Origin of the sequence: Curvivirga aplysinae, from assembly GCF_009711445.1 — a bacterium.
Classification (GTDB): Bacteria; Pseudomonadota; Alphaproteobacteria; order UBA8366; family Aestuariispiraceae; genus Curvivirga; species Curvivirga aplysinae.
Genome location: NZ_SMMC01000215.1, coordinates 1 through 23,122 on the forward strand (window position 1 = coordinate 1; position 23,122 = coordinate 23,122).

The 23,122-nt window shown below is 42.5% G+C and carries 24 protein-coding genes, 1 tRNA gene and 1 riboswitch; of the genes, 14 read left to right on the plus strand and 11 right to left on the minus strand.

Annotated elements, in window-relative coordinates:
* The first annotated feature begins 185 nt into the window (after positions 1 to 185).
* Positions 186 to 1,199: a DUF1835 domain-containing protein gene (locus E1160_RS16325; protein WP_155157161.1), complete on the plus strand. Its 1,014-nt coding sequence runs from the start codon at positions 186 to 188 to the stop codon at positions 1,197 to 1,199.
* Positions 1,200 to 1,202: 3 nt separating this feature from the next.
* On the plus strand, positions 1,203 to 1,511 hold the full coding sequence (locus tag E1160_RS16330) for a transcriptional regulator (RefSeq protein WP_155157164.1): 309 nt from the start codon (positions 1,203 to 1,205) through the stop codon (positions 1,509 to 1,511).
* On the opposite strand, the gene pdxY is transcribed toward E1160_RS16330, so the two are convergent.
* Complete coding sequence (gene pdxY / locus E1160_RS16335) at positions 1,490 to 2,401, minus strand: pyridoxal kinase PdxY (protein ID WP_218048961.1); 912 nt, start codon at positions 2,399 to 2,401, stop codon at positions 1,490 to 1,492. The genes E1160_RS16330 and pdxY overlap by 22 nt on opposite strands.
* Positions 2,402 to 2,503: 102 nt before the next feature.
* Between pdxY and E1160_RS16340 the strand changes: the two genes are divergently transcribed.
* The gene (locus E1160_RS16340; protein ID WP_155157166.1) at positions 2,504 to 3,382 is read left to right on the plus strand and encodes an HpcH/HpaI aldolase/citrate lyase family protein; all 879 of its coding nucleotides are present in this window, start codon (positions 2,504 to 2,506) and stop codon (positions 3,380 to 3,382) included.
* Between the two features lie 3 nt (positions 3,383 to 3,385).
* Here E1160_RS16340 and E1160_RS16345 read toward each other — a convergent pair whose 3' ends face one another.
* The gene (locus tag E1160_RS16345) at positions 3,386 to 4,375 is read right to left on the minus strand and encodes an ABC transporter ATP-binding protein (protein WP_155157168.1); all 990 of its coding nucleotides are present in this window, start codon (positions 4,373 to 4,375) and stop codon (positions 3,386 to 3,388) included.
* Between the two features lie 230 nt (positions 4,376 to 4,605).
* On the opposite strand from E1160_RS16345, the gene E1160_RS16350 reads away from it, so the two are divergent.
* The 3 genes from E1160_RS16350 to E1160_RS16360 all read left to right on the plus strand — a co-directional run bounded on the left by E1160_RS16350 (position 4,606) and on the right by E1160_RS16360 (position 8,369).
* Positions 4,606 to 4,806, plus strand: coding sequence for a zinc-finger domain-containing protein (locus E1160_RS16350; protein WP_155157170.1), 201 nt, complete (start codon positions 4,606 to 4,608; stop codon positions 4,804 to 4,806).
* Positions 4,807 to 4,951: 145 nt separating this feature from the next.
* Positions 4,952 to 7,729 (plus strand): DNA polymerase I, encoded by a 2,778-nt coding sequence (gene polA / locus E1160_RS16355; protein ID WP_155157172.1) that lies wholly within the window; start codon positions 4,952 to 4,954, stop codon positions 7,727 to 7,729.
* A gap of 1 nt (position 7,730) precedes the next feature.
* Positions 7,731 to 8,369, plus strand: coding sequence for a dimethylsulfonioproprionate lyase family protein (locus E1160_RS16360; protein WP_218048962.1), 639 nt, complete (start codon positions 7,731 to 7,733; stop codon positions 8,367 to 8,369).
* 9 nt (positions 8,370 to 8,378) lie between these two features.
* Here E1160_RS16360 and E1160_RS16365 read toward each other — a convergent pair whose 3' ends face one another.
* A complete protein-coding gene (locus tag E1160_RS16365; protein ID WP_155157177.1) occupies positions 8,379 to 9,305 on the minus strand; it encodes a DUF805 domain-containing protein in 927 nt (308 codons plus the stop codon).
* 170 nt (positions 9,306 to 9,475) lie between these two features.
* Between E1160_RS16365 and E1160_RS17470 the strand changes: the two genes are divergently transcribed.
* On the plus strand, positions 9,476 to 10,480 hold the full coding sequence (locus E1160_RS17470; protein WP_218048963.1) for a helix-turn-helix domain-containing protein: 1,005 nt from the start codon (positions 9,476 to 9,478) through the stop codon (positions 10,478 to 10,480).
* Here E1160_RS17470 and E1160_RS16375 read toward each other — a convergent pair.
* From E1160_RS16375 to ihfB, 4 genes are all read right to left on the minus strand, one after another.
* The gene (locus E1160_RS16375) at positions 10,459 to 11,217 is read right to left on the minus strand and encodes an NRDE family protein (protein ID WP_155157181.1); all 759 of its coding nucleotides are present in this window, start codon (positions 11,215 to 11,217) and stop codon (positions 10,459 to 10,461) included. The genes E1160_RS17470 and E1160_RS16375 overlap by 22 nt on opposite strands.
* Position 11,218: 1 nt before the next feature.
* Positions 11,219 to 11,719 carry a hypothetical protein gene (locus E1160_RS16380; protein WP_155157182.1) on the minus strand — a complete coding sequence of 167 codons (501 nt, stop codon included), beginning with the start codon at positions 11,717 to 11,719 and terminating at the stop codon, positions 11,219 to 11,221.
* Between the two features lie 105 nt (positions 11,720 to 11,824).
* The gene (locus E1160_RS16385; RefSeq protein WP_155157184.1) at positions 11,825 to 12,190 is read right to left on the minus strand and encodes a LapA family protein; all 366 of its coding nucleotides are present in this window, start codon (positions 12,188 to 12,190) and stop codon (positions 11,825 to 11,827) included.
* Positions 12,191 to 12,287: 97 nt separating this feature from the next.
* Positions 12,288 to 12,575, minus strand: a complete 288-nt coding sequence (gene ihfB / locus E1160_RS16390) for an integration host factor subunit beta (protein ID WP_155157186.1) — start codon at positions 12,573 to 12,575, stop codon at positions 12,288 to 12,290.
* Positions 12,576 to 12,889: 314 nt separating this feature from the next.
* Positions 12,890 to 13,103, plus strand: a riboswitch (cobalamin riboswitch).
* 168 nt (positions 13,104 to 13,271) lie between these two features.
* On the opposite strand from ihfB, the gene E1160_RS16395 reads away from it, so the two are divergent.
* The 4 genes from E1160_RS16395 to E1160_RS16410 are packed head-to-tail and all read left to right on the plus strand — an operon-like array spanning position 13,272 to position 16,447.
* A complete protein-coding gene (locus E1160_RS16395) occupies positions 13,272 to 13,619 on the plus strand; it encodes a DUF1636 family protein (protein WP_155157188.1) in 348 nt (115 codons plus the stop codon).
* A gap of 14 nt (positions 13,620 to 13,633) precedes the next feature.
* The gene (locus E1160_RS16400) at positions 13,634 to 14,455 is read left to right on the plus strand and encodes an ABC transporter ATP-binding protein (protein WP_155157189.1); all 822 of its coding nucleotides are present in this window, start codon (positions 13,634 to 13,636) and stop codon (positions 14,453 to 14,455) included.
* Positions 14,448 to 15,416, plus strand: coding sequence for an ABC transporter substrate-binding protein (locus E1160_RS16405; RefSeq protein ID WP_218048964.1), 969 nt, complete (start codon positions 14,448 to 14,450; stop codon positions 15,414 to 15,416). The genes E1160_RS16400 and E1160_RS16405 overlap by 8 nt, the downstream gene beginning before the upstream one ends.
* The gene (locus E1160_RS16410) at positions 15,416 to 16,447 is read left to right on the plus strand and encodes a FecCD family ABC transporter permease (protein ID WP_218048965.1); all 1,032 of its coding nucleotides are present in this window, start codon (positions 15,416 to 15,418) and stop codon (positions 16,445 to 16,447) included. The genes E1160_RS16405 and E1160_RS16410 overlap by 1 nt, the downstream gene beginning before the upstream one ends.
* 106 nt (positions 16,448 to 16,553) lie before the next feature.
* Here E1160_RS16410 and E1160_RS16415 read toward each other — a convergent pair whose 3' ends face one another.
* The 4 genes from E1160_RS16415 to aroA all read right to left on the minus strand — a co-directional run bounded on the left by E1160_RS16415 (position 16,554) and on the right by aroA (position 21,137).
* Positions 16,554 to 17,135 carry a phage tail protein gene (locus E1160_RS16415; protein ID WP_235914192.1) on the minus strand — a complete coding sequence of 194 codons (582 nt, stop codon included), beginning with the start codon at positions 17,133 to 17,135 and terminating at the stop codon, positions 16,554 to 16,556.
* A 162-nt stretch (positions 17,136 to 17,297) separates the two neighbouring features.
* Entirely contained in the window at positions 17,298 to 18,977 is a 1,680-nt protein-coding gene (gene rpsA, locus E1160_RS16420) for a 30S ribosomal protein S1 (RefSeq protein ID WP_155157193.1), read from the minus strand.
* Positions 18,978 to 19,130: 153 nt separating this feature from the next.
* Positions 19,131 to 19,772 carry a (d)CMP kinase gene (cmk, locus tag E1160_RS16425; protein WP_155157195.1) on the minus strand — a complete coding sequence of 214 codons (642 nt, stop codon included), beginning with the start codon at positions 19,770 to 19,772 and terminating at the stop codon, positions 19,131 to 19,133.
* 27 nt (positions 19,773 to 19,799) lie between these two features.
* Positions 19,800 to 21,137 carry a 3-phosphoshikimate 1-carboxyvinyltransferase gene (gene aroA, locus E1160_RS16430; RefSeq protein ID WP_155157197.1) on the minus strand — a complete coding sequence of 446 codons (1,338 nt, stop codon included), beginning with the start codon at positions 21,135 to 21,137 and terminating at the stop codon, positions 19,800 to 19,802.
* A gap of 410 nt (positions 21,138 to 21,547) precedes the next feature.
* Between aroA and E1160_RS16435 the strand changes: the two genes are divergently transcribed.
* From E1160_RS16435 to E1160_RS16445, 3 genes are all read left to right on the plus strand, one after another.
* Positions 21,548 to 21,898, plus strand: coding sequence for a TIGR02300 family protein (locus E1160_RS16435; protein ID WP_155157199.1), 351 nt, complete (start codon positions 21,548 to 21,550; stop codon positions 21,896 to 21,898).
* Positions 21,899 to 22,028: 130 nt separating this feature from the next.
* Positions 22,029 to 22,805, plus strand: a complete 777-nt coding sequence (locus E1160_RS16440) for a substrate-binding periplasmic protein (protein ID WP_155157201.1) — start codon at positions 22,029 to 22,031, stop codon at positions 22,803 to 22,805.
* 115 nt (positions 22,806 to 22,920) lie between these two features.
* Positions 22,921 to 22,996: transfer RNA gene (locus tag E1160_RS16445), tRNA-Ala, on the plus strand.
* Positions 22,997 to 23,122: the final 126 nt, after the last annotated feature.

The window sequence follows — 23,122 nt, forward strand, 5'->3', positions numbered from 1 at the left end:
GAACACCCACAAACTTTCCACAATTACTTGTGGATAACTTTTGGGGATAAATTACTTATATGAAGAGACAGAAAGTTTTTTCCATACTTAAGCGTGAAGTATGATAATTCCGTTTATATTTGACACTCTGAAAAACAGAGTTAAATTACTCTGAATTTCAGAGTAATTATTGATTGGCAGAAAAAATGAAAATTTTACACATCACAAATGGGGATGCAGCGGCAAACTTAATTAAGGAAAGTAACCTAAAAGGTGACGTTCTACCTTGGCGCGACCCGATGCATCATGGCCCTTTTCGAGGTAAATCTAACCTGACATCTACCAGTCAATTACGTGCAGAATATTTATCCGGCTTTGGACTCAATGCAGAAGATGTTGTCAGAGATTTTCAATTACGTGATGCTCATATACTTGCTGCTGATAAATATGAAGAAATCATTCTTTGGTTTGAACATGATCTACTAGATCAGTTACAAATACTTCAAATACTTGATCAATTACATCAAATACATATTGATCCATCCAAGTTATACATGATCTGCATCGATAAACATAAAGAGATCAGTCATTTCCGCGGATTAGGGCAACTAAATATTGATCAGATTTCCAACCTATCTTCCACGAAATCAAACATTACAAATATGGATTTAGATATTGCTTCAAAAGGATGGAAAGCTTTTACAAACAACCAACCAAATGAATTACTAAACTTTTCAAAGTCCGATCACGCTTCTTTCCCATTTTTAAAAGCTGCATTATTCCGACATTTTGAAGAATACCCGAACGCACAAACCGGTTTAACACGCACTGAATACCAAATCTTGAATCTAGTAAGAGAAGGCATAAACACACCTGTTGATATATTCCGTCAGAATATGGAGCTGGAAGAATGTCTATATATTGGGGATTGGTATAGCTATATATTAATCGAAAAATTATGTTCCGGCGAAACACCGTTATTAACAACTCAATCTGATGAGGCTTTTTGGTTTGCCCCTAAATACGAAACAGGCTCTACACCTTTTGAGGAACAAAAACTTCTCCTCACAGAATATGGCAATCAGGTTTTAGAGGGGGCAGCAACAGCATTTGACTTTCTGGATCGCGATGAATGGTTGGGTGGCGTCCAATTAAAATCAGGTCGCCCCTTATGGACATGGGATCAGCATAATCAAACATTTATCTTAAAGAATGTTTAGGCTATGTCCCGATATCCTAAACTGGACCCCATATTGCACCAACCTGTCCGAACACGTTTAGCCATATTACTCGTCATGGAGCCACGCAGCTTTAAACAGCTAAAGACATTATTGAATATTACAGATGGAAATCTTGATGCTCACCTGAAGAAACTTAGCAATGAAGGCTATCTACATAGTCAAATGATTACGGATGATGGGCGCCCCTATACTCTCTATCAGCTATCAGACAGTGGCCGTCGTGCGTTTAAAGACTATGAGAAAACTTTGAAGCTTTGGCTATCTAACCTTCAGGAAACCGATAATTCCTGAACATCAAATTTGAAACGCGGTTCTGAGATCATATCCTGCGCTTTAACAAGGACAATTTCTTCGCTTTTCATCGCTAATGTTTCATGCAGCAGGCTATAAACTGATGCCACCATCTGTGCCAATGCCTGATCCACTTTCTTACATTTTAAGTAATGCGCAAGATATAAGGCCGCAGATAAATCACCTGATCCGCTTGGTTGAATGTCAAAAGGCAGCTTGGGTGTTTGAACTTTAAAAACTTTATCCTTTGACACAGCAAGCATTGAGATCGTATCGGGATCATCCGTGGAGGTCTCAACACTTGTCACAATCACAACATCCGGCCCAACCTCTATCAACTTGCAGGTCGCAGATACAATATCAGATGTTGTTGTTAAGGAAGATCCGCTTAATGTTTCCAACTCAAAGTGATTGGGAATAAGAATATCGGCCTTTGGTAAAACCTCTCGACCAATGAAATCCGGGATATCAGGATGTACATAAATGTCTTTACCGCGATCTCCCATCACAGGGTCACAACAATATAGTGCAGAATTATTAGCTTCTTGAACTTGCTTTACAGCTGATAAAACAACCTCCCCTAGTTCCACAGAACCAAGATATCCTGAAAGAATAGCCTCACAGGATGAAAATACATTACGTTCCCCAATCCCTTGGATAACATCTGCAACATCTTGGGCGGGCAATACCGGCCCTTTTACTGTTGGGTAACCCGCATGATTTGAAAACAACACTGTATTTACAGGCCAGACTTCATAACCAAGGCGTTGTAGCGGAAAGACGGCTGCGGCATTTCCCACATGCCCATATGAAACATGACTTTGAATTGTAAGTATCGACATAAGGCGCAGCATAGCCAAAATCCAAGACCTGTCGATTCTTATTTCCATTCCTCAATCTTGTTACTGATTGAAATAAAAGAGTAACTTGCCAGATAATAAGGCAGGTTTATACTCTCACTTCTAAGTCTATATTTATGATGAGGCCACGTTATGTCCATTGATAATCGTCCACGCCGTTCCATGCTTTACATGCCGGGATCAAATGCCCGCGCACTTGATAAAGGACGCAGCCTGAAAGTTGATACGATTATCATGGATCTGGAAGATGCGGTCGCACCTGAAGCCAAAATGGAAGCACGTCAGGAAATTATAAATCATCTGAAAGAAGGTGGTTATGGCAATCGCGAAATTATCGTTCGGGTGAATGCTATTGATACTCCTTGGGGGGAAGAAGACTTGCGCATCATGGCCCATTCTGGTGCCCATGCGATCATGTTACCTAAAGTAAATACAGCAAAACGCGTTCAAAAATCGGTGGATATATTGGAACGGGCTGGTGCGCCAGATAATTTGAAAATCTGGTGTATGATGGAAACACCCAAAGGCATTCTAAACGCCAAGGATATTGCCAAATCCCATCCGCGCATGGCAGGCCTCTTATTAGGACTGGAAGATTTAGCAAAAGATTTACGGGTACAACCTGATGCGGATCGCAGCCAGCTGCAATTTTCCACGCAACGCTGCATCCTTGCTGCCCGTGCCTATGGCCTTGCAGTAATTGATGGGGTTTATACAGATGTGCATAATCTGGATGGATTGCGACAATCTTGCGAACAAGCCTTAGCTATGGGTTTTGATGGCAAAAGCCTGATCCATCCTAAAAATCTGGATATCGCAAATGAAGTCTTTGCCCCAAGTGAGGAAGAAGTTGCTCACGCAAAAGAGGTGATTGAAGCTTTCAATGCCGCCAAAGCAGAGAAGAAAGCAGTTGCTTTGCTGAATGGAAAATTAATCGAAGGCCTTCATGCAAAAGAGGCCCAGCGCATACTGGACCTCTATCAAGCAATTCAAGAATTAGATGAGGAATAATATTTAGGCCGCAGCCTGCGACGTAAGCTGCAAGAAGATATCTTCCAAATCCGTTTCTTCGGTGGATACATCGACGATAGAGAGACTAGCACCAGTTGTGGCGGTGATGATATCACCCGCGGTAACCTCGGAAGGTTTATAGCTGATGGTGATATAGGTGAGGCCATCGCTTTCTTTTTTCAAGCTTGGCTTGAATTTCGCCAAAGCTTCTGGTGCTTCCGATAAATCTTCACGTACGGATAGTTTTAATGTTTTCGCATCCAAACGACCTAAAAGCTTTTTCTTATCATCATGGGCAACCACAGTGCCGTGATTGATGATGGCAATTTCGTCACAAAGTTCTTCGGCTTCTTCCAGATAATGGGTGGTCAAAAGGATCGTGGTGCCACGCTTGTTAAGTTCCACCACATTTTCCCAAAGCTGTTGACGCAATTCAATATCCACACCTGCGGTTGGTTCATCCAAAACCAGAATGGGCGGATTATGGACCATCGCTTTACCAATCAACATACGGCGACGCATCCCACCTGACAGTGTACGGGCATAGGCATCGCGTTTATCCCAAAGGCCAACGGATTTCAAAATTTCTTCGGTGCGGCGATCTTTTTTACGCACCCCATACATGCCCGCATGAATATTCATTAACTCTTCTGGTGTGAAGAAAGGATCGATATTTAACTCTTGCGGCACAATACCAATAGATGCTTTTGCGTTACGAGGATGTTCATCAATATCCGTACCCCAAATCTCAACACTGCCCGTTGTTTTTAAAACCAGACCTGCCATGATATTAATCATGGTGGACTTGCCTGCGCCATTTGGGCCAAGTAATCCAAATAGGCTCCCTCTTGGAATTGCCAAATCAACATTATCCAGCGCCAGTTTGCCCGGTGCTTTACCTTGCGGCTTATATTTCTTGGTCAGACCTTTAATGTTGATCGCATATTCCGGTGTCGGAATTGCAGCACCTTTTGAAATGGCTGAACTGCCCATTGAATTATTTCCTTAACTTTCCGTATTTCAAACCCGCTTCGCCCCCGATATTTGCTATCTATTTATTCAGACATTAGATAAAATTTGGGCTGACATTATTGATTTATGGAGTTATGTATATTTTTACAAGCTGTCTTGCGAAGAAAAGCTCTCTAAAGACTTATTCTTATCAAGAAACAGATCAGGATTAAACCATAGTTTAAAGAACTAATAAACGGGGAGTTTCCTCCATGCAGGCACCAGATATTAATCAACCGGAAACAGTTGAAGTTGAAAGTCTAAAAGTTTCCTGTGACGGTGGTGGGGGCGCATTGGGCCATCCAAAAGTTTATCTAACCATCACACAAGATAAAGAGAACTTTGTTGACTGCCCTTATTGCGACAAACGTTTTGTGCTGAAAGAAGGCGCAAAAGTTGGTGGTCACCACTAAGTTTTATCTAGGCTAAGTATAGCTTCTCAGATAAATTAAGTTTCGATTTCGGGGTGGGTTTAACTCGCCCCGAATCTGTTTAGACTATCTCCAAATTTAACGATAAATCTGCTGTATCTATTTCAGCCAGTATAAGGGAAATTCCATGTCCGATACCAATGCCGATAGCAATAAACCAAGACATGTCTATCTGATTGATGGATCGGGCTATATTTTCCGTGCTTATTTTGGTTTACCACCCATGAGTAAAGCGGATGGCACACCAACCAATGCTGTATTTGGTTTTTCCACCATGATCCATAAATTGGTGGAAGATACTGATGCAGATTATGTCGGGGTTATGTTTGATCGCGCGCGCGCGGGTTTCCGTTCAGAAATTTATCCTGACTATAAAGCACATCGTCCAGAAGCCCCGGATGACCTGAAACCGCAATTCCCTCTAATTCGTGAAGCCGCCGAAGCCTTTAATCTGCCCGCTGTTGATATGGAAGGTTTTGAGGCCGACGATCTGATCGCAACCTATGCCCGCCAAGCACGTGACCTTGGGGCAGAAGTCACCATTGTCTCATCCGATAAAGATTTGATGCAATTGGTGGGTGATGGGATTTCCATGTGGGATCCAATGAAAAATATCAAGATTGGCCCGGAACAAGTGGTAGAGAAATTTGGTGTTGGACCAGAGCGCGTCGTAGATGTGCAAGCACTGGCAGGGGATAGTGCCGATAACGTACCGGGTGTTGCAGGTATTGGTATCAAAACTGCGGCGCAATTAATTGATGAATATGGTGATCTGGAAAGCCTGCTAGATCGTGCTGAGGAAATCAAACAGCCAAAGCGCCGTGAAAAACTGATGGAACAGGCCGATCTTGCGCGTATCTCTAAGGAATTGGTGACATTAAAACAAGATGTGGATGTAGAAGTCCCTCTATCTGAGTTGAAACGCCGTCCATTAGATGAAGACAAGCTTCTTGATTTCTTACGTGAGATGGAATTCAAACGTTTGATTTCCAAATTTGAAAGCCATGATCATGGCAAGTTCAATGAAGTAAAGAAAGCGGAAATCAAAGCAGAATACAGCTTGGTCCAAGATGAAGAAACGCTTCAAAAATGGATTGATGAAGCCTATTCCGTTGGACATGTAGCGGTTGACACAGAAACCACCAGTGTTAATCAAAATATCGCTGAACTGGTTGGTATTTCTCTCTGTTCAATCGCAGGTAAAGCTTGTTATATCCCAGTGGATCATAAGGCAAAAGTAGTTCAGGGGGATTTACTTGGTGGTGGATCAGAAGAAGAAGAAGCCCCCAAACAAATTAATAAAGCCCGTGCACTTGAGATGTTAAAGCCACTTCTGGAAGATATTGGTGTTCTTAAAATTGGTCAAAATATCAAATATGATATGACCATTTTCGCCCGCAATGGGGTGAATGTCTCCCCCGTTGATGACACAATGTTATTAAGTTTTGTGCTTGAAGGCGGATTACATGGCCATGGTATGGATGAATTGGCCGAACTTCACCTAGGTGTAAAACCAATTAAATTTGAAGAAGTCGCAGGTAAAGGCAAACAACAGGTTACCTTTGACTATGTGGAGTTAGATAAAGCACGCGACTATGCCGCAGAAGATGCAGATGTAACCTTACGTTTATGGGAAATACTCAAACCGCGATTGCTGCAGGAAAAACTGACAACGCTTTATGAGACAATTGAACGCCCCTTAACCAAAATCCTTTCTGATATGGAACAAGAAGGCGTGTTGGTTGATCCGGCCCGTCTCACCCAGCTTTCAGCTGATTTTGCGGATCGTATTGCGGAATTGGAAAAAGAAATCCATGAATTGGCTGGACAAGAATTTAATATCGGCTCCCCCAAACAAATGGGTGAAATCCTGTTTGAAAAATTAGAACTTTCGGGTGGCAAGAAAACCAAGACCGGTAGTTATTCTACCAGCGCCGACGTATTAGAAAGCTTGGCGCATGAACATGCAATCGTTGCTAAAATCCTAGAATGGCGCGGATTAAGCAAACTGCGTTCCACCTATACCGAAGCTTTACTGCGTGAGATTAACCCGACCAGTAAACGTGTTCATACATCCTATATGATGACCGGGGCGCAAACTGGTCGTTTAAGTTCAACTGATCCGAATTTACAAAATATCCCTGTGCGTACCGAAGAAGGCCGTAAAATCCGTGAAGCCTTTATTGCAAAACCGGGCAACAAATTACTCGCGCTTGATTATAGCCAAATTGAACTTCGTTTAATTGCAGAAATTGCAGGCCTTGAAACCATGCAAGCTGCTTTCCGTGATGGTATCGACATTCACGCCATGACAGCATCAGAGGTCTTTGGCGTTCCTGTTGAAGGTATGGACCCAATGATGCGCCGAAACGCCAAAGCCATTAACTTTGGTATTATCTATGGTGTCTCCGCCTTTGGTCTTGCGAACCAACTGGATGTTAGTCGTACGGAAGCCAAACAATTTATTGATAGCTATTTTGAACGTTTCCCGGGTATTCGTAAATTTATGGATAAAACCATCGAAGACTGTCGTTCAAATGGTTATGTAGAAACTATTTTTGGTCGTCGTATCCATATCAACAGTATCAACGATAAAAACCCAATGCGCCGCAATCATGGTGAGCGTCAGGCAATTAACGCCCCTATCCAGGGATCTGCAGCGGATGTCATCAAACGGGCTATGATCCGAATTCCGGGTATTTTGAAAACAAACGGGCATGATGATGTGAAGATGCTGTTGCAAGTGCATGACGAATTGATCTTTGAATGCCCCGAAGCAAAAGCAAAAGAGGTTGCAACCCTCCTGAAATCCACGATGGAAAAAGCGGCAGAACCTGCGTTGAGCTTAAGTTTACCACTTGTTGTAGATGCAGGTATTGCTGATAACTGGCGGGAGGCACATTAGAATGAGCTTCCAGAAAGCTGTTATTGATCTTTATTCAAATGCGCGTCCTCAACATCAGGAACTGGATATACACTTTGCCAATTATCTAGAAGGTTTAAAAACCGAAGGACAATTGGTTGAAAGCTACAAACAGCAATCCCATGATCTTCAAACCATGTTTGGGGAATTCTTACGTAAAGAAACATTGCCTCAGCATAACGCTTTAAAAGCGGCTTTATTGGAACTTGAAAATAAAATCAGATGGTATGATTTCAGTGATCTGGATAAACGTTTCCCAGATTACAGTAACCATATTACCTTCGCCCAAATCTTAGGACCTGTTGGCGGTTTTGGCGATGCCATGCATGAACATCCAAGCATCAATGCCGGGATATTTATTCAAGCACCCGGCTATTATTATGCGCCACATTTCCACGATAGCGTAGAATTGTATCATGTCTTACATGGAACTGCCTATTGGAAACGTGGAGATGAAGATTGGATGCCGCGTAAGCCGGGTGAGTTCATTTTACATGATCGTGAACAAGTGCATGCGATGCGAACGGGAGATGATCCAATCATTGCGCTTTGGGCATGGTATGGGGGACCAAATGCACCTGTTCTCTTCACAGAAACCGATTTTCACGGAAACCCACAATAATTTCTAACTCTAAAGCTTCTCACATTCTGGTGAAATACGCGGACCATGCAGCCAACTGGTCCAAGCACGTCTTGGATGGATCAAAAATCTATAGCCCGTTATATCACTAAGTGACTTAATCTGTATATCTACCCCCTCCTTATCTTCATCTGAAGCGATATTAAAGTCACGGCTGTCAATTTGTGCGCCCAACTTCAAGTCGTCTGAAACTTCGCTATCAAGGACTATCATCTCAATTGAGGCAATATCAGCATATCCAAACTGACTATGCCCAAATTTACCCGCAATCATTGGGATATTTTTCACAGCACATTCTGTACCGTTATTATCAGTGGTTATGTATACGCCTTCTGCCTTTAACCCTTGTAATTTATTCAATGCACCGATGGAAGGTTTGGAAAAATAAAGAACACCATATGCGCCAGCGGGGATTTCTGAGGCCTTTGATTTTAAATTCATATTTTTTGTTAAAGCTGGTGCTGAATGATCCTCAAATCCTTTTAACAAATTATATGAGGAATAAGGCGAAGGCAGGTTCATCGCATAGATCAATGGGGTCAATCCAATTAGACAAAAAATGGCGAAGGTAGCGATGATGCCGATAGGAAGTTGACCTGATTTCTGATTTTTTTCAGCTGTTCGTTGACATAAAAAATAAACCAGCAAGATGATACCTGCTGGAATCAGGATTATCATCATCCACCAACCCGTTCGACCAGTATCATGTAGGCGTCGACCAGTCATGGATAGGAAGGGAAGTAGGCTTATAGCACCATATCCAGCTTCCAACCACGCAAAGCCAGCGACATTTATATCCAACAAAATTAATACAAATGATACAGCAGCATTAACGAGAAAAAATCGCCAATAAAGAACACGGGATACGCATCCATCAAATTGCAAACAAGTTTTCCACGCATAAATAAATTCTTGCATTTTCTTACTCCTATCTCAGAATTTTCCCAAGATTAGAAGTAGTTGCAGGAATTGGCGTCCTAGATCACGATTTAGGACGTCCTAAATATTGATTTAGAACGAGAAGCGGATAAGATCGATCCAACTTTATAACATTGGAATTTATTATGTTGGCCATACCTGTGCCATTCGTGGCTTCTATTTTATACATTATGTTAGCTGTTATTGTCTTAATCTTAAGACCAGATCAAAAACGTATGGCTATTGGGTTTTTATGCCTTTGTGCAATGATGACAACAATTGTGGGTATAAGATGGAGCTTTGACAGTTATATTCTACAATTCATCCAACCTGTACTTGCAGCCAGTATACCGATTTCGGCATGGTACTATTTCTCTCAAGCAGAGAAAGAAAAAACACTCTCTAAATTACATTTTTTACCATTAGTCATCATTGCTTTTGCTTCAGTCACAAGCCTCTATTGGCTACCACCATTTGATTTTGCTTTATCATTTTTGTATCTAGGCTATGGCAGTGCTCTAATTTATTCGTCATTACGAACAAAGCATATCCCTGAAAATGTGCGTTTAACGGATTTGGGCTGGGCGAAAAACTCAAAAAGAATCGCTGGATTTATGCTGATTTTTTCTGCGGGAATCGATTTAGCAATCGCGATAGATTTCTCAATAAACAGTGGCAAATCTGTTCCATACATTCTTTCAATAGGACATATCATTCTTCTGCCGTGCCTCGCTTTAAATGTGATCTTAATTTGTCATGCGACACAAAGACCACGTGACAAAAAGCAAAACCTAGAAATATCGCCTGACAAAGACGAAATATCTGACAAAGAAATACAGGAAGTTATTTCAAAATTTATTAGCTTGATGGAAGATAAAAAGGTTTATCTCGATCCAGATCTAACTTTAGGCCGTTTATCCAGAAAACTCGGCATCCCCACACGTGATTTATCAAATGCAATCAACCAATTTTATGGGCAGAATATTTCCAAAGTTGTTAATGAATATCGTATTAAAGATGCAATGAATCTTCTAACATCAGCCGATCAATCTGTGACTTCAATTTTTCTTCAAGTTGGCTTTAATACCAAGTCAAATTTTAACAGGGAATTTCAAAGAATTACCGGATCTACCCCAAGCGATTTCAGACAGAATCAAACAAACCCAGCTAGTTGAGGGGCGTTATCATAACTAAAGTCGAGTGCACATGTTTCATCGATAACAGTCCCAACTTCATTGAAACAGGCTTCTGGCCAATAGCGCATCGCGGTTAAACTTGGTGCAATACGAATTTGGGTTATACTTTTTGTATGCGCATTTCCACGACGCATCAAAATAGATCGTCCCGGATCATTTGCATCTTGAGAGAGATGTAAGGAGGACATTACGACTGCGGGCATATGTGGGTAGCCAAGATATTCGTCCTGATAAGCTTTAAATAGAGCAGAGCGATATTCAATAATTTCAGCTAACCGCTCACCAGAAGATGTTAGGAAGAATCCCTCACCCAAAGAAATCTGCTTTGAGAATACGTCCTCTCCATTCCATGTAAAGTGGAATAGCTGACCATCTTTATAAACCACAAGATCAAACGGGTTAAAGTCGCCATATTCAAGTGACTCGAAATAACTAGCGACATCTTGCAACGTTTTTTTCTTTAAAATTTCCGGTAATAAAATACCCCGGGATTTTGCCACATCTGCACGATGACGACCTTGATAATGGTTAAGTAATCCTGCAGCCATCCCATCTTCATTCATACCAATCCAAGTCCCATTTGAGACCAGATCAACCGGATAGCATAAACTGTGATCAACTTGTAATCGATTAGCCTCATCACGAAAGCGGCCTTCGTCACGATTCATGGTTAAGACAGCCCCATTCAGGGTTGGTAAGATGGTCAAAGTACACATATTAACTAGCAGCTCTTAAGAATGTTGCAGTTGCAGGCGCAAGGACAATAGAGGCTGGTAACGTAACATTCCGGGTCTTAGCAAGCAAACTAATGTATGCTGTATGATGAATTGTATGGTTGATAAGGTATAGTATTTCTCGAGATATATTCGACTTAAAACTACTAGTTTGGCACGCTGAAACATCAACCTCCGAAATCACTTCAAGATCTTGCTCTCTAAAAGGAATCTGTTGGATATTGATGTAAAGCCCCTCTAGCATCTCACGGGCTGACGCAACATTTTCTTCGCAACTATGGCCACGACGACGGAGGTTATAATCAAGAACACCACTTTCAACAGCAAGTATAAAAGCTTGAAGATGATCTGCGATATGACGAATATGTCTTCCAATACCAACTTCTACATATAGTTCTTGTTGATGATCCTGCTCTAACCCCTCCACAATTGAAATAATATCCAGAACTTGCTCCAGACATTTCAATAATGCGTCTTTTTGCATAGATGTGTCTCCGCCTAAAAAGTAATATTTATTTAGGAAGAGTATAGAGATGCTTCACTGGAAAAAGGCATAAACTCTGCCTCAACTTATTGTGAGGAAAGCAAATTAACTACTTGCGGACCATTTTGAATTTGTTGGGAGTTTTTCTGTATCAGAAGGAACAGGAAGAACAGCCTCACTGATTTCAGTTTTTAATTCAGATCGTAAAGATTGAACTTCTTTATCTAAGGCGTTGGCTTTTTTACGCGTATCACGCGCTTCTTTGCGTTTATTCTGCCCGGCAACCCAACTTGCAAAACCGCCAGCTAAAAACCCTATTAACATCATTATAAAGCCGAATAACACCAACGGCATTTCAATAGAAAACGGAAACGGCCAAAGCGTCAGTTCTGTCGCTCCGCGATTCGAAACCGCGAAGGATATTGCGATCAAAACCAATGGAAACAATAGAATCCAATTGATGATACGCATATACAGACATCCTTATGAAATATATTGAAAAACTAGGAAAGCTTCTTCCCCGACGAAAGAAGCTTATCACAGGATATAGAACAGGAAAATCTTTAAGTTATTCTTCATCGCCATTTAGGCGTTCACGTAACAGCTTACCTGTCTTAAAGAATGGAACCGCTTTTGCGTCAACGCTTACAGATTCGCCTGTACGTGGATTACGACCAACACGTGCTTCGCGATGTTTTACGGAAAAAGCACCAAATCCGCGTAACTCAACACGGTCGCCCTGACATAAGGCATCGGTAATTTCATCAAAGATGGTGGTTACAATGCGCTCAACATCGCGATGATACAAATGCGGATTTTGTTGAGCAATACGAGCGATCAATTCTGAACGTGTCATGTCGGGCTCCAGTTGTATAATCCCATGTCAAAGGTGCATTGAGTGCAACGAATAATTTGCCTTCGACCCTGCTTCAAACGATTTTTTAATTATGCCTTTAGCTCTATGGCACTGAAAAATCATCATAACTTTTAAAAGCTTAGCCAAAACAACCGCTTCAGGTCAAGTAGAGTCTGCGTAATTTCATGAAATATATCAGATTCCACGTATAAAACCGCAAGAAATCGAACGAATATGTTAATTCGCGCATGAGTGTTACTTCACCTCTCAGTTTAGAATGCGAATAATTTTCTTCTTGAGCTCATTTTCAATTTTCTGTAAGTAAACTCTACGGTTCTCAATGAAGAAGACTGAATTGAGATTAAAAGGGAATACGGTGCGGTGTATTCATCAGAAGCCAAAGCCGAAGCTGCCCTCGCAACTGTAAGCAGAAAGTGAACCCTATAAACCACTGATCTATTTGATTGGGAAGGATGGGTAAATGTCAGATCTGTCAGCCAGGAGACCTGCCGCATATATATAACTTAATCCGGACGAGGTGTGCCGGGGAGGTCAATAAATGCGTTTCCTGCTGTTACAGGCTAAGCATCAAAAACCCCATATATGTTTGGGAAATGATGTTAGCCTTGTTAAAAATTCCCATAAACTAAAGGGACTATCTGTGCGCGTCACATTGAAACCATATGTGGTGCTTCAATGATCATTTCCGTTTGCTCACATTGTAAATCCAAAAAATCGGAAAATTTAAGTCAGGCCCAACTCGTTGAATGCCTAAAAGCAGGTTTGGATAATAATATCAAAATACAGCAAGTTAAATGCTTGGCTGCATGTGAACACGCAATTTCTGTTGGCATCACGGATACTGGAAAAGCGAGCTATCTATTCGGGCATATCTCTTCAAATGATGATGTTAGGGCTCTAATCGAGTTCACTATGCAATACAAAAATCGGCTGAATGGTTGGACAAATGCATCAGAACGTCCAAAGGCTCTATATAAAAAGACAATTGCTCGAATTCCTACCAGCCTGTTTGAACCGCAATAAAAAGATCATAAATCATGAAACCGCAAATGACTTTACTTTCCTGTAGCAAGCTTGTTTTCAAAGATTCAAAAGATCAAATACTTCTGGATCATGTCTCCTTAGAAGTTCAAGCAGGAGAAAAAGTTGCCATCGTCGGGCCTAATGGTGCAGGCAAGTCAATCTTGCAAAAACATTTATCCGGCCGATTAAATCCGGCTATGGGTGAAATAAAACTACATGATAAGTCCTTGTCCGCCATCCCACCTCTTAAGCGCGCGCAGTTAATGGCGGTCATGGCACAATCTGAGCAAATCGAACCTCTACTATCTGTAGCAGAATATGTGTCTCTGGGTCGTATTCCTCATCAACATTCTTCAAAAGCTAAGGAAGACAACAAACAGATTGATAGAGCGATTAAAATTTGCGGTCTAGAAAAGTTTAAAGATCAAACAATTCAAACATTATCTGGCGGGGAGCGACAACGTACGTCCCTAGCACGTGCAATTGCGCAATCACCTGAACTGTTGTTGTTAGATGAACCCACTAATCATCTTGATTTACGTGCTAGAGCAGACATCCTTAAATTGGTCAAAGGCTTACCTTCAACGGTTATTGCCGTCTTGCATGACTTGTCTCTTGTGCATGATTTTGCGGATCGTGTGATTGTCGTTCGACAAGGAAAAATTATATCTGATGGACCGCCCTCAGAAAGCTTATCCCCCGCCATTGTGCGGGATGTATTTGGAATGGAAACTCTTGATGTCCTCCATCCTGTTACCGGAAAGCCTCTCCGGGTTTATGAGGCTCCTCACCTAGAAACAAATATACAAACTGAAAAGGAATTTACATATGCGTAAATCTTTTGCTCTTTCTGCATTATTTGCAGCACCTCTGCTCATTGGTGCTCAAGTCGCTATGGCTGATACTGTTACAGTTGATAGTTGCGGCCGCGACGTAACCTTTAACACTTCACCAAGTAAAGTCATCGTTCATGACTTGAATATGAATGAGATGGCAATGGCTCTTAATCTACAAGACAAAATGGTTGGTGTAACAGGCGTAACTGGCTGGTACAAAACTGAAGGTCCCGCCCTTCTTGAAAAATTAGGTGGCGTTCCTGAACTTGCCCCTAAATACCCTTCATTGGAAAACTTATTGGCGGCTGAACCTGATTTGTTTATTGCAGGTTGGTATTATGGCATGAAACCAGGTGGTGAAGTAACACCTGATATTCTGGAACAGCATGGCATTAAAACATTAGAACTCACAGAAAGCTGTGTTCACTTAGACAAAAACAAAAAAGCTGCATCTATGGATTTGTTATTTGATGACATGCTACGCCTTGGCAAAGTTTTTGACAAAGAACAAGAAGCTGACACTTTAGTTGATGGTTGGAAAAAAGAACTCTCAAGTATCAAAGAAGCTGTTGGGGAAAATGCTGGTACGCGTGTATTCCTATATGACAGCGGCGATGAAAAACCGTTTACCGCAGGTAAATACGCAATCCCGACAGCAATGATCGAAGCTGCAGGTGGTAAAAACATTTTAGACGATATGGACACTAGCTGGGGCCGTGCAAACTGGGAAACCGTTGCTTCCAGAAACCCAGAATTCCTAGTTTTGTTAGACTATAGCCAAGATGGTAGTGGTGCTGCTGGTTTGATGGACTTCTTAAAATCCCATCCAGTCATGAGTGAAACAGATGCCGTTAAAAACGGACGTTTCGTGGCGCTTCGTTATGCTGAATTAACACCAGGACCTGCAAACATTGAAGCTATTCGCAAAATCGCTGCTGCGATGAATCCTGAAAGCTTCTAATGGTTATTCGCAGATTTCCATTTGCATTGGTATGTGTTGCGGCCGGGCTCGTCCTGGCCGTCGCCATGCCATATGGGATTGCGACTGGCAGCACAGCAATTACCTTTGAAACCGTTATTGCCGCTTTTTTAGGACCTGATCTCGCGACCTCATTCGGCTTAGAGCCAGCCAATAAACCAATGACAAAGATCATTCTGGATTTAAGGCTACCTCGCATGATACTTGCAGCACTTGTTGGTGGTGGTCTCGCTGTTGTTGGTGGGCTTCTACAAACAGCCACACGGAACGACCTTGCAGATCCATTCCTATTCGGTCTTTCTTCTGGCGCTGCGGCTGGTGCCGTATTTGTTATTACGGTAACAGGCGATTTTCTGGGCATTTGGACCCTTCCCATTGCTGCCTTCCTCGGTGGATTACTTTCAGCTTCTGTTGTGTTAATACTTGTCACCAGAACCATACATACCGGACCAGAACGATTGATCCTTGCTGGTCTTGCTGTTTCCTTTCTATTTACGGCGATTACAAACTATTTGGTCTTTGCAGGTGATCAACGTGCTGCCCATTCCGTAGTCTTTTGGTCTCTTGGCGGTCTAGGCCTTGCACGTTGGGAAACAATTGGCTTTGCCATAGCTAGTTTTAGTTTATTAATGTCTTTCTTTGCTTTTAGAAGACGCCCTTTGGACGCCCTACTTGCGGGCGATGATACAGCTCACAGTCTTGGGGCTGATCCTAAAGAAATACGGGTCGAAATCTTTGTCGTCTGCGCAATCAGCACTGGCCTGTTTGTGGCTCTTGTCGGCGTCATCGGCTTTGTTGGGCTTATGATCCCGCATCTCGCACGTGCCGTTGTCGGCCCACTTCACGGGGCAATGTTGATAGTTTGTGCTTTGTTTGGCGCTGCCTTAGTTGTGTTAAGCGATATCGTTAGTCGCCTACTTCTTGCCCCACAGGAATTGCCAATCGGTGTTGTCACCGCTGCATTAGGTGCAATCTTTGTCATATTTTTAGTGACGAAAAGGCGCGTTCATTAATAGCTAAACTTTATCAAATTAACTTCTGTTACATAAAATAATTGTATATCCATATTTTGGCTTATTAAAAGAAAGGGCCGCAAATGCGGCCCATCTTTAGTAACAATTAAAATTTAATGCATGGAAGCAATGCGATATTTTTGGGTCGTGTCTCGTCTCCAACCTTGGGCGTCCCATGTCCATTTGTTGTTAAATTAGTTACGACACCACTTCTAGCTCCAGCATAATTCCATTTAGAATTAACATTCCCGTTATTGCCTAGACTTGGGCTCTCGGTACCACTACCACCACGAATAGTATGCCCATGCCCTTGAAGCTGATCATCCTGTAAACTTCCAAATTGGCGGCCAATATCGATGGTGCCTGTATCATCCCATCCACGAACAAATCGACCACGTAAATCCGGTAAATTAAAAGTCGTGCTACCGTCACCTGCACCGTAAAGATCACCGATAGCATCAAACAAATCACTATATGTTTCGCGAGAAACCTCCGATCCGTCACAATATAAGTACGCATTTGGCGGTGTCCCCATAGCAGACCATAAGATTGTGCCCGCCGGCACGATAGTATTTTCAAGAGTGGATGCTAAACAATTAATCGCATGATCGATATAGGTTTTATCCACCAATTCAATATCAACTATGTTCCCAGGGTTTGTATCACAATTCAGGTTGGTTGTTGTCATATATTTCTCCATCTATTTTTCGATTTAGCGCGCAAATCGTTTCAATCAACGCAATCATAAAATAGAACAAAAGCAGAACAATGTCAATAAATAAAAGAAAGGGCCATCCCAATGGGACGGCCCTAAACTTTTGATCTTCGGTTTGAAGAAAATCGTTAGCGATTATTCACCAGATTTTTCTTTCAACGCTTTACCCAAGATGTCGCCCAAGGACGCACCAGAGTCGGAAGAACCGAAGTTAGCCATAGCTTCTTTTTCTACGTCAGACTCATGCGCCTTAATAGAGAGTGTCAACTTACGGCTAGATTTATCAACAGCTGTTACTTTCGCATCAACTTTTTCACCTTCTGCAAAGCGATCTGGACGTTGTTCGCCACGATCACGGCTTAGGTCAGCTTTACGGATAAAGCCTGGAGCTCCTTCACCAGCTTCAACTTCGATGCCAGCTTCTGTTACTTTAACAACTGTACATGTAACAACGTCACCACGTTTGATGTCACCCAACGCGTCTTCGAATGGATCACCAGCTAGTTGCTTGATGCCCAAAGAGATGCGTTCTTTGTCTGTATCAACATCCAATACTTTCGCTTTAACAACGTCACCTTTGTTGTAACCAGCCAAAGCGTCTTCAGCAGACTGATCCCAAGATAGGTCAGACATGTGAACCATGCCGTCGATGTCGTCTGTCAAACCAATGAACAAACCGAATTCTGTGATGTTTTTGATTTCGCCTTCAACTTCGGAACCAACTGGGTATTTATCCAAGAATGTATCCCATGGGTTGTCCATGCATTGCTTGATACCTAGGGAGATACGACGTTTGGAAGCATCCACGTCCAGAACCATAACTTCCACTTCTTGAGATGTGGAAACGATTTTGCCTGGATGTACGTTTTTCTTTGTCCAAGACATTTCGGAAACGTGTACCAAACCTTCGATACCGGATTCCAATTCAACGAATGCACCATAGTCAGTGATGTTTGTAACAGCACCTTTGAAACGACCGTTCAATGGGTATTTAGCATCTACGCCTTCCCATGGATCAGCTTCAAGTTGTTTCATGCCCAAGGAGATACGTTGTGTCTCAGCGTTGAAGCGGATTACTTGAACTTTAACAGTCTCACCGATTGTCAAAGCTTCAGATGGGTGGTTGATACGACGCCAAGAGATGTCTGTAACGTGCAACAAGCCGTCTACGCCGCCAAGGTCAACGAAAGCACCGTAATCTGTGATGTTCTTAACAACACCCTCAAGTGTTTCACCTTCTTTAAGGTTTTTCATCAATTCCGCATGTTGTTCTGCACGGGACTCTTCCAATACAGCGCGACGGGAAACAACGATGTTGCCACGTGTACGGTCCATTTTCAGGATTTGGAATGGTTGTGCGTTACCCATCAACGGTGTGATGTCACGTACTGGACGGATGTCAACTTGGCTACCTGGCAAGAATGCAACAGCGCCGTTAAGATCAACTGTGAAGCCACCTTTAACGCGACCAAAGATAACACCTTGTACGCGTTCGTTGTTGTTGAACTGAACTTCAAGAGCAGTCCAAGCTTCTTCACGTTTCGCTTTGTCACGAGAAAGAACGGATTCACCGTTTTTGTCTTCCATGCGCTCAACGTATACTTCAACAGTGTCGCCAACATTTACATTCGCAGGTTCACCAGCAGCTGGTGCGAATTCTTTAAGTGCAACGCGGCCTTCAGATTTCAAACCAACATCGATCAATACCATGTCGTTGGATAAGGATACAACTGTACCTTCTACAACTGTACCTTCTAGGCTATCGCGTTCGCCGAGGCTTTCCTCAAGCAGTGCAGCAAAACTTTCTGCAGTCATTTTCAAAGTTTCCTTCTAATTTTAAAACTATTCTGGCCGTATGGTTGGTTCCAACGGTCTCACCTCAAGGTTAAAAAATGATGCTTGTCGTGAGGCTCGGTCAAACATCGATTAACAGATAAAAATTTTAGTTCGTTCGTTAAGCCTGTTAACTTAACTATTTGAAATTAAAACAGCATTTAAAGCGGCCTCAAAAGCCTCATCGATTGATAAATCAGATGTGTCGATAATTTCTGCATCATCAGCGGGCTTCAAAGGGGCCACGGCCCGATTGCTGTCACGCTGATCTCTTTCTTTCAAATCTTCTAAAACGCGCGCATATATAGAGCTTTCGCCCCGTTGAATCAACTCTTTATGTCGTCTTTCAGCACGAATTTCTACAGAAGCTGTCATGTAAATCTTGGAATCTGCATACGGACAGACTACTGTACCGATATCACGACCATCCAAAATCGCCCCATCTTTACCCACTGGCGGGTTGCTGGCAAAGTTCTTTTGGAAGGCTAAAAGAGCTGCCCGTACTTCTGGCATTGCGGCCACTTTAGACGCGGCCTGTGCAGCTTGATCAGACTTCAATGCATCATCATCTAGCTGTGTATAATTCAAGCTATTCGCTGCATCAAGCGCGGCATCAGGATCTTCAGCATCACCACCAAAGCGCACCACATTATAGCCAACAGCACGATAAAGCTTACCCGTATCCAAATAGGCATAATTCAGATGTTCTGCCAGTTTCTTGGCAATAGTCCCCTTACCGCTTGCCGCGGTGCCGTCTACAGCAATGATTTTACCCATTGGTATTCTTCCTACGTCTTTTAAAATTTATGCGTCTTCGATTTTCGCGCCAAGGCCTGTCATAAGATCACGGAAAATTGGGAAACTTGTTTCAATTGGAGAACCATCTTCTACGGTCACAGGTTGCTCCGAAACCAATCCCATAATCAAAAAAGACATCGCCATGCGATGATCGTGGAAACATTCCACCATGCCACCACCAGGAATCTTGCCCCCTGTACCATGGACAACCATCCAATCCTCACCTTCTTCGACTTCAACGCCATTGGCACGAAGCCCTGCCACAACAGCAGAAAGACGATCTGATTCTTTCACACGTAATTCTTCTACGCCGCGCATTTCTGTTTTACCTTCCGCAAAAGCGGCTGCCACAGCCAACACTGGATATTCATCAATCATGCTTGGGGCGCGTTCCGGCGGCACAACAATACCTTTCAGGTTTGAACTGCGTACAGTGATATCGCCGACAGGTTCCCCACCTGCAATACGTTCATTTTCAATGATCACTTCACCGCCCATTTCCCGCAAGGTGGTAAAGAGACCTGTACGGGTTTCATTCAAGCCGATATTCGGCATCTGGATTTCAGACCCTTCGGTCAACAAAGCCGCCACCATCGGGAAAGCGGAACTACTTGGATCAGATGGTACAATTAGGTCAGCAGCAGTTAATTCAGGTTGGCCTGTAACAGTAATACGATTACCGCCATTCTCCATAGGCTCAACTGCGATTTCACCACCGAAATGAGTTAACATACGTTCTGTATGATCACGGGTTGGTTTATTTTCGATAACTGTTGTTTTGCCGCGCGCATTAAGACCAGCAAGCAAGACAGCAGACTTCACCTGCGCAGATGCCATTGGCAACTCATATTCAATAGGCAGTACATCCTGTGCACCTTTGATATAAAGAGGCAGACGCTCCCCACTACGACAATGGAATTCTGCGCCCATTGTCCCAAGTGGATCGGTTACTCGCTTCATCGGGCGCTTTCTTAGACTACCGTCTCCTGTAAGACATGCCGAAATATTATGGCTTGCCATGATCCCAAGGATCAAACGCGCAGAAGTACCAGAATTCCCCATATCCAAGACATCTTCCGGCTCTTGCAATCCACCAAGCCCAACACCATCAACGGTCCAGCTGCCATCCTGATGTTTTTCGATAGTTGCCCCCATCGCGCGAAAAGCAGCAGCGGTAGACAAAACATCTTCACCTTCCAACAAACCTTTCACCGTTGTACGGCCCACAGCCAAACTGCCCAACATAATGGAACGGTGTGAAATAGATTTATCACCAGGGATAGTGATCTCGCCTTTTAGACCAGAAGATTTAAAAGATTTCATTGGACGGGCAGAATTGCTCATGTATCAGCTTTCCTTATAAGAAAGATATATCTTGTTTTCTGAGAAGGTCAGTAACATGCAGATAGACTGCGTGACAATCAAGTTATTCTTTAAAAAGCAGACTATTTTCCATAGAAGATATTCGTTTCTTTTTCATAAATTTTGTTTTTCATAAAATTGCAGATTAATTTTGCTCTTTTTACAGTTTTTCTTTTGACAACTCGCCAATAATTTGGCAATCGACCCGCTGAAATATTCTTCCAATGACAAAACCAGTCTTTTACATATGGTAACAATGCAGTTTCCTGTTGCCAGAAGGCACGACAAGTCATTAAAAGAAGATAGTAAAGTTTTTAATTGGTAGAGCTTGTCGTATATTACGATGGCTCCCGTCGGAATCCTGATTTTCAGGAATAGTAAGGAGATATCCCATGGCGAAACCTGAATGGGGCATGAAGCGCGGTTGCTTGAACTGTGGTGCAAAATTCTACGATCTACAAAAAGATCCTATCGTCTGCCCAAAATGTGAAACCGAGTTTGACCCAGAAGCGGCTACAAAATTAAAACGTAATCGCGGCGTAGCGCCAGACAAAGCATCCGAAAAAACAGCAGCACCGGTTGCGGATGAAGATGCATTGTTGGACACAGATGATTTAGATGCAGCATTGGATGATACCGCTGAAGATGTATTGGAAGATACAGATGATCTAGGTGGTGATGATGTGCCAGTTGTTGGCAGTGCTAACCCAACCAATACAAATGACAGTGGTGACGACGTATAGAAGTCACATATTAGAATTTGATTTAAAGCCCGATGTTCTCATCGGGCTTTTTAGTTTTTGGTAGAAGATTCGCTTTTTTACTCTTTCTATTGTAAGCTTTGCATAGACTTCTCAATAGAGGGGAAAAACGATGCTAATGAGAACTTTATGTCTATCTTTGCTTTTATTGCTACCACTTACATCCATAACTAAAGCAGCCGATAAACTAACTGGCTGTTTTGTAATATGGCCGCCTTATACCCAGCTCATAGATGATAAACCCTATGGTATTACTGTAGATATCATGCATGAAGCTGCAAAGAGATCTAATTATGACCTCACCTTATCATCTCTCCCATGGAACAGATGCTTAAAGAATGTTCAACGCGGTGATATTGATTTCGCGATGGAAGCCGTAGAACGTCCTGGCTTCATTCATGGCAAGCATCCCAGCGCCCTTTACATTGAAGCGTTCTGGCATCGGGCCAGTGAAGACTATGGACGTTATAAATATGTAGGCTTACTAACCGACAAACGCCTGGCCTTAATGCAAGGTTATAAATATTCAGACGAAATCTTGGATGCGGGCTTCAAAGTCATAGATTGGGTTCAAAGCGAAGATAGCGCAGCTCAATTAATAGTAAATGACCGCTTAGATCTTGTATATGCAGATGTTGTGGTCATGCAACATGTCATTACAAAAGAAGGATATGAGCTCGTTCCTCTTCTCCCCGTACATAATGTGCAACCTCTTTACCCTACATTTAATGTGTCACTTGTGGAAAAACGGGATAGGATCGATAATGCTTTAGGGCAAATGCATGCCGATGGTAGCATCGACCAAATATATAAAAAGCATACAGGATTAAGTTTCTCAGATTTTGTGGAAATCAGCCAAAACTCATCTCTGGGAAAAATAACAAATTGAACGAAATTGAGCTGCCTTATTTTTTTCTTGCAACTAATGAAATCCTAATTATAAAAACGCTATCAGTATGAAGCATATATCTATGCTTCAACTTTCTATGCTAGAAAAGACATGTGGGGCCTTAGCTCAGCTGGGAGAGCGTTTGGCTGGCAGCCAAAAGGTCAGGGGTTCGATCCCCCTAGGCTCCACCATTTCACTTTCAAGCCTATTAAATTCAATAACCTACTGAATATAAAACAATTCTTTTGTCATTTGCTACACTAAACTGCTACAGTGGAGTTTATGAAAGAGATGCCAAAACACCCACGTTTATAACA

What these genes read in the sequence shown, in the direction of transcription:
- E1160_RS16375 (WP_155157181.1), bottom strand. Translation starts at nt 11,217, where the DNA reads ATGTGTACTTTGACCATCTTACCAACCCTGAATGGGGCTGTCTTAACC.
- pdxY (WP_218048961.1), bottom strand. Translation starts at nt 2,401, where the DNA reads ATGGAAATAAGAATCGACAGGTCTTGGATTTTGGCTATGCTGCGCCTT.
- E1160_RS16435 (WP_155157199.1), top strand. Translation starts at nt 21,548, where the DNA reads ATGGCGAAACCTGAATGGGGCATGAAGCGCGGTTGCTTGAACTGTGGT.
- E1160_RS16440 (WP_155157201.1), top strand. Translation starts at nt 22,029, where the DNA reads ATGCTAATGAGAACTTTATGTCTATCTTTGCTTTTATTGCTACCACTT.
- E1160_RS16400 (WP_155157189.1), top strand. Translation starts at nt 13,634, where the DNA reads ATGAAACCGCAAATGACTTTACTTTCCTGTAGCAAGCTTGTTTTCAAA.
- E1160_RS16385 (WP_155157184.1), bottom strand. Translation starts at nt 12,190, where the DNA reads ATGCGTATCATCAATTGGATTCTATTGTTTCCATTGGTTTTGATCGCA.
- E1160_RS16380 (WP_155157182.1), bottom strand. Translation starts at nt 11,719, where the DNA reads ATGCAAAAAGACGCATTATTGAAATGTCTGGAGCAAGTTCTGGATATT.
- E1160_RS16340 (WP_155157166.1), top strand. Translation starts at nt 2,504, where the DNA reads ATGTCCATTGATAATCGTCCACGCCGTTCCATGCTTTACATGCCGGGA.
- polA (WP_155157172.1), top strand. Translation starts at nt 4,952, where the DNA reads ATGTCCGATACCAATGCCGATAGCAATAAACCAAGACATGTCTATCTG.
- E1160_RS16330 (WP_155157164.1), top strand. Translation starts at nt 1,203, where the DNA reads ATGTCCCGATATCCTAAACTGGACCCCATATTGCACCAACCTGTCCGA.
- E1160_RS16360 (WP_218048962.1), top strand. Translation starts at nt 7,731, where the DNA reads ATGAGCTTCCAGAAAGCTGTTATTGATCTTTATTCAAATGCGCGTCCT.
- E1160_RS16405 (WP_218048964.1), top strand. Translation starts at nt 14,448, where the DNA reads ATGCGTAAATCTTTTGCTCTTTCTGCATTATTTGCAGCACCTCTGCTC.
- E1160_RS16395 (WP_155157188.1), top strand. Translation starts at nt 13,272, where the DNA reads ATGATCATTTCCGTTTGCTCACATTGTAAATCCAAAAAATCGGAAAAT.
- E1160_RS16345 (WP_155157168.1), bottom strand. Translation starts at nt 4,375, where the DNA reads ATGGGCAGTTCAGCCATTTCAAAAGGTGCTGCAATTCCGACACCGGAA.
- cmk (WP_155157195.1), bottom strand. Translation starts at nt 19,772, where the DNA reads ATGGGTAAAATCATTGCTGTAGACGGCACCGCGGCAAGCGGTAAGGGG.
- E1160_RS16365 (WP_155157177.1), bottom strand. Translation starts at nt 9,305, where the DNA reads ATGCAAGAATTTATTTATGCGTGGAAAACTTGTTTGCAATTTGATGGA.
- E1160_RS16410 (WP_218048965.1), top strand. Translation starts at nt 15,416, where the DNA reads ATGGTTATTCGCAGATTTCCATTTGCATTGGTATGTGTTGCGGCCGGG.
- E1160_RS16325 (WP_155157161.1), top strand. Translation starts at nt 186, where the DNA reads ATGAAAATTTTACACATCACAAATGGGGATGCAGCGGCAAACTTAATT.
- E1160_RS16415 (WP_235914192.1), bottom strand. Translation starts at nt 17,135, where the DNA reads ATGACAACAACCAACCTGAATTGTGATACAAACCCTGGGAACATAGTT.
- ihfB (WP_155157186.1), bottom strand. Translation starts at nt 12,575, where the DNA reads ATGACACGTTCAGAATTGATCGCTCGTATTGCTCAACAAAATCCGCAT.
- aroA (WP_155157197.1), bottom strand. Translation starts at nt 21,137, where the DNA reads ATGAGCAATTCTGCCCGTCCAATGAAATCTTTTAAATCTTCTGGTCTA.
- E1160_RS16350 (WP_155157170.1), top strand. Translation starts at nt 4,606, where the DNA reads ATGCAGGCACCAGATATTAATCAACCGGAAACAGTTGAAGTTGAAAGT.
- rpsA (WP_155157193.1), bottom strand. Translation starts at nt 18,977, where the DNA reads ATGACTGCAGAAAGTTTTGCTGCACTGCTTGAGGAAAGCCTCGGCGAA.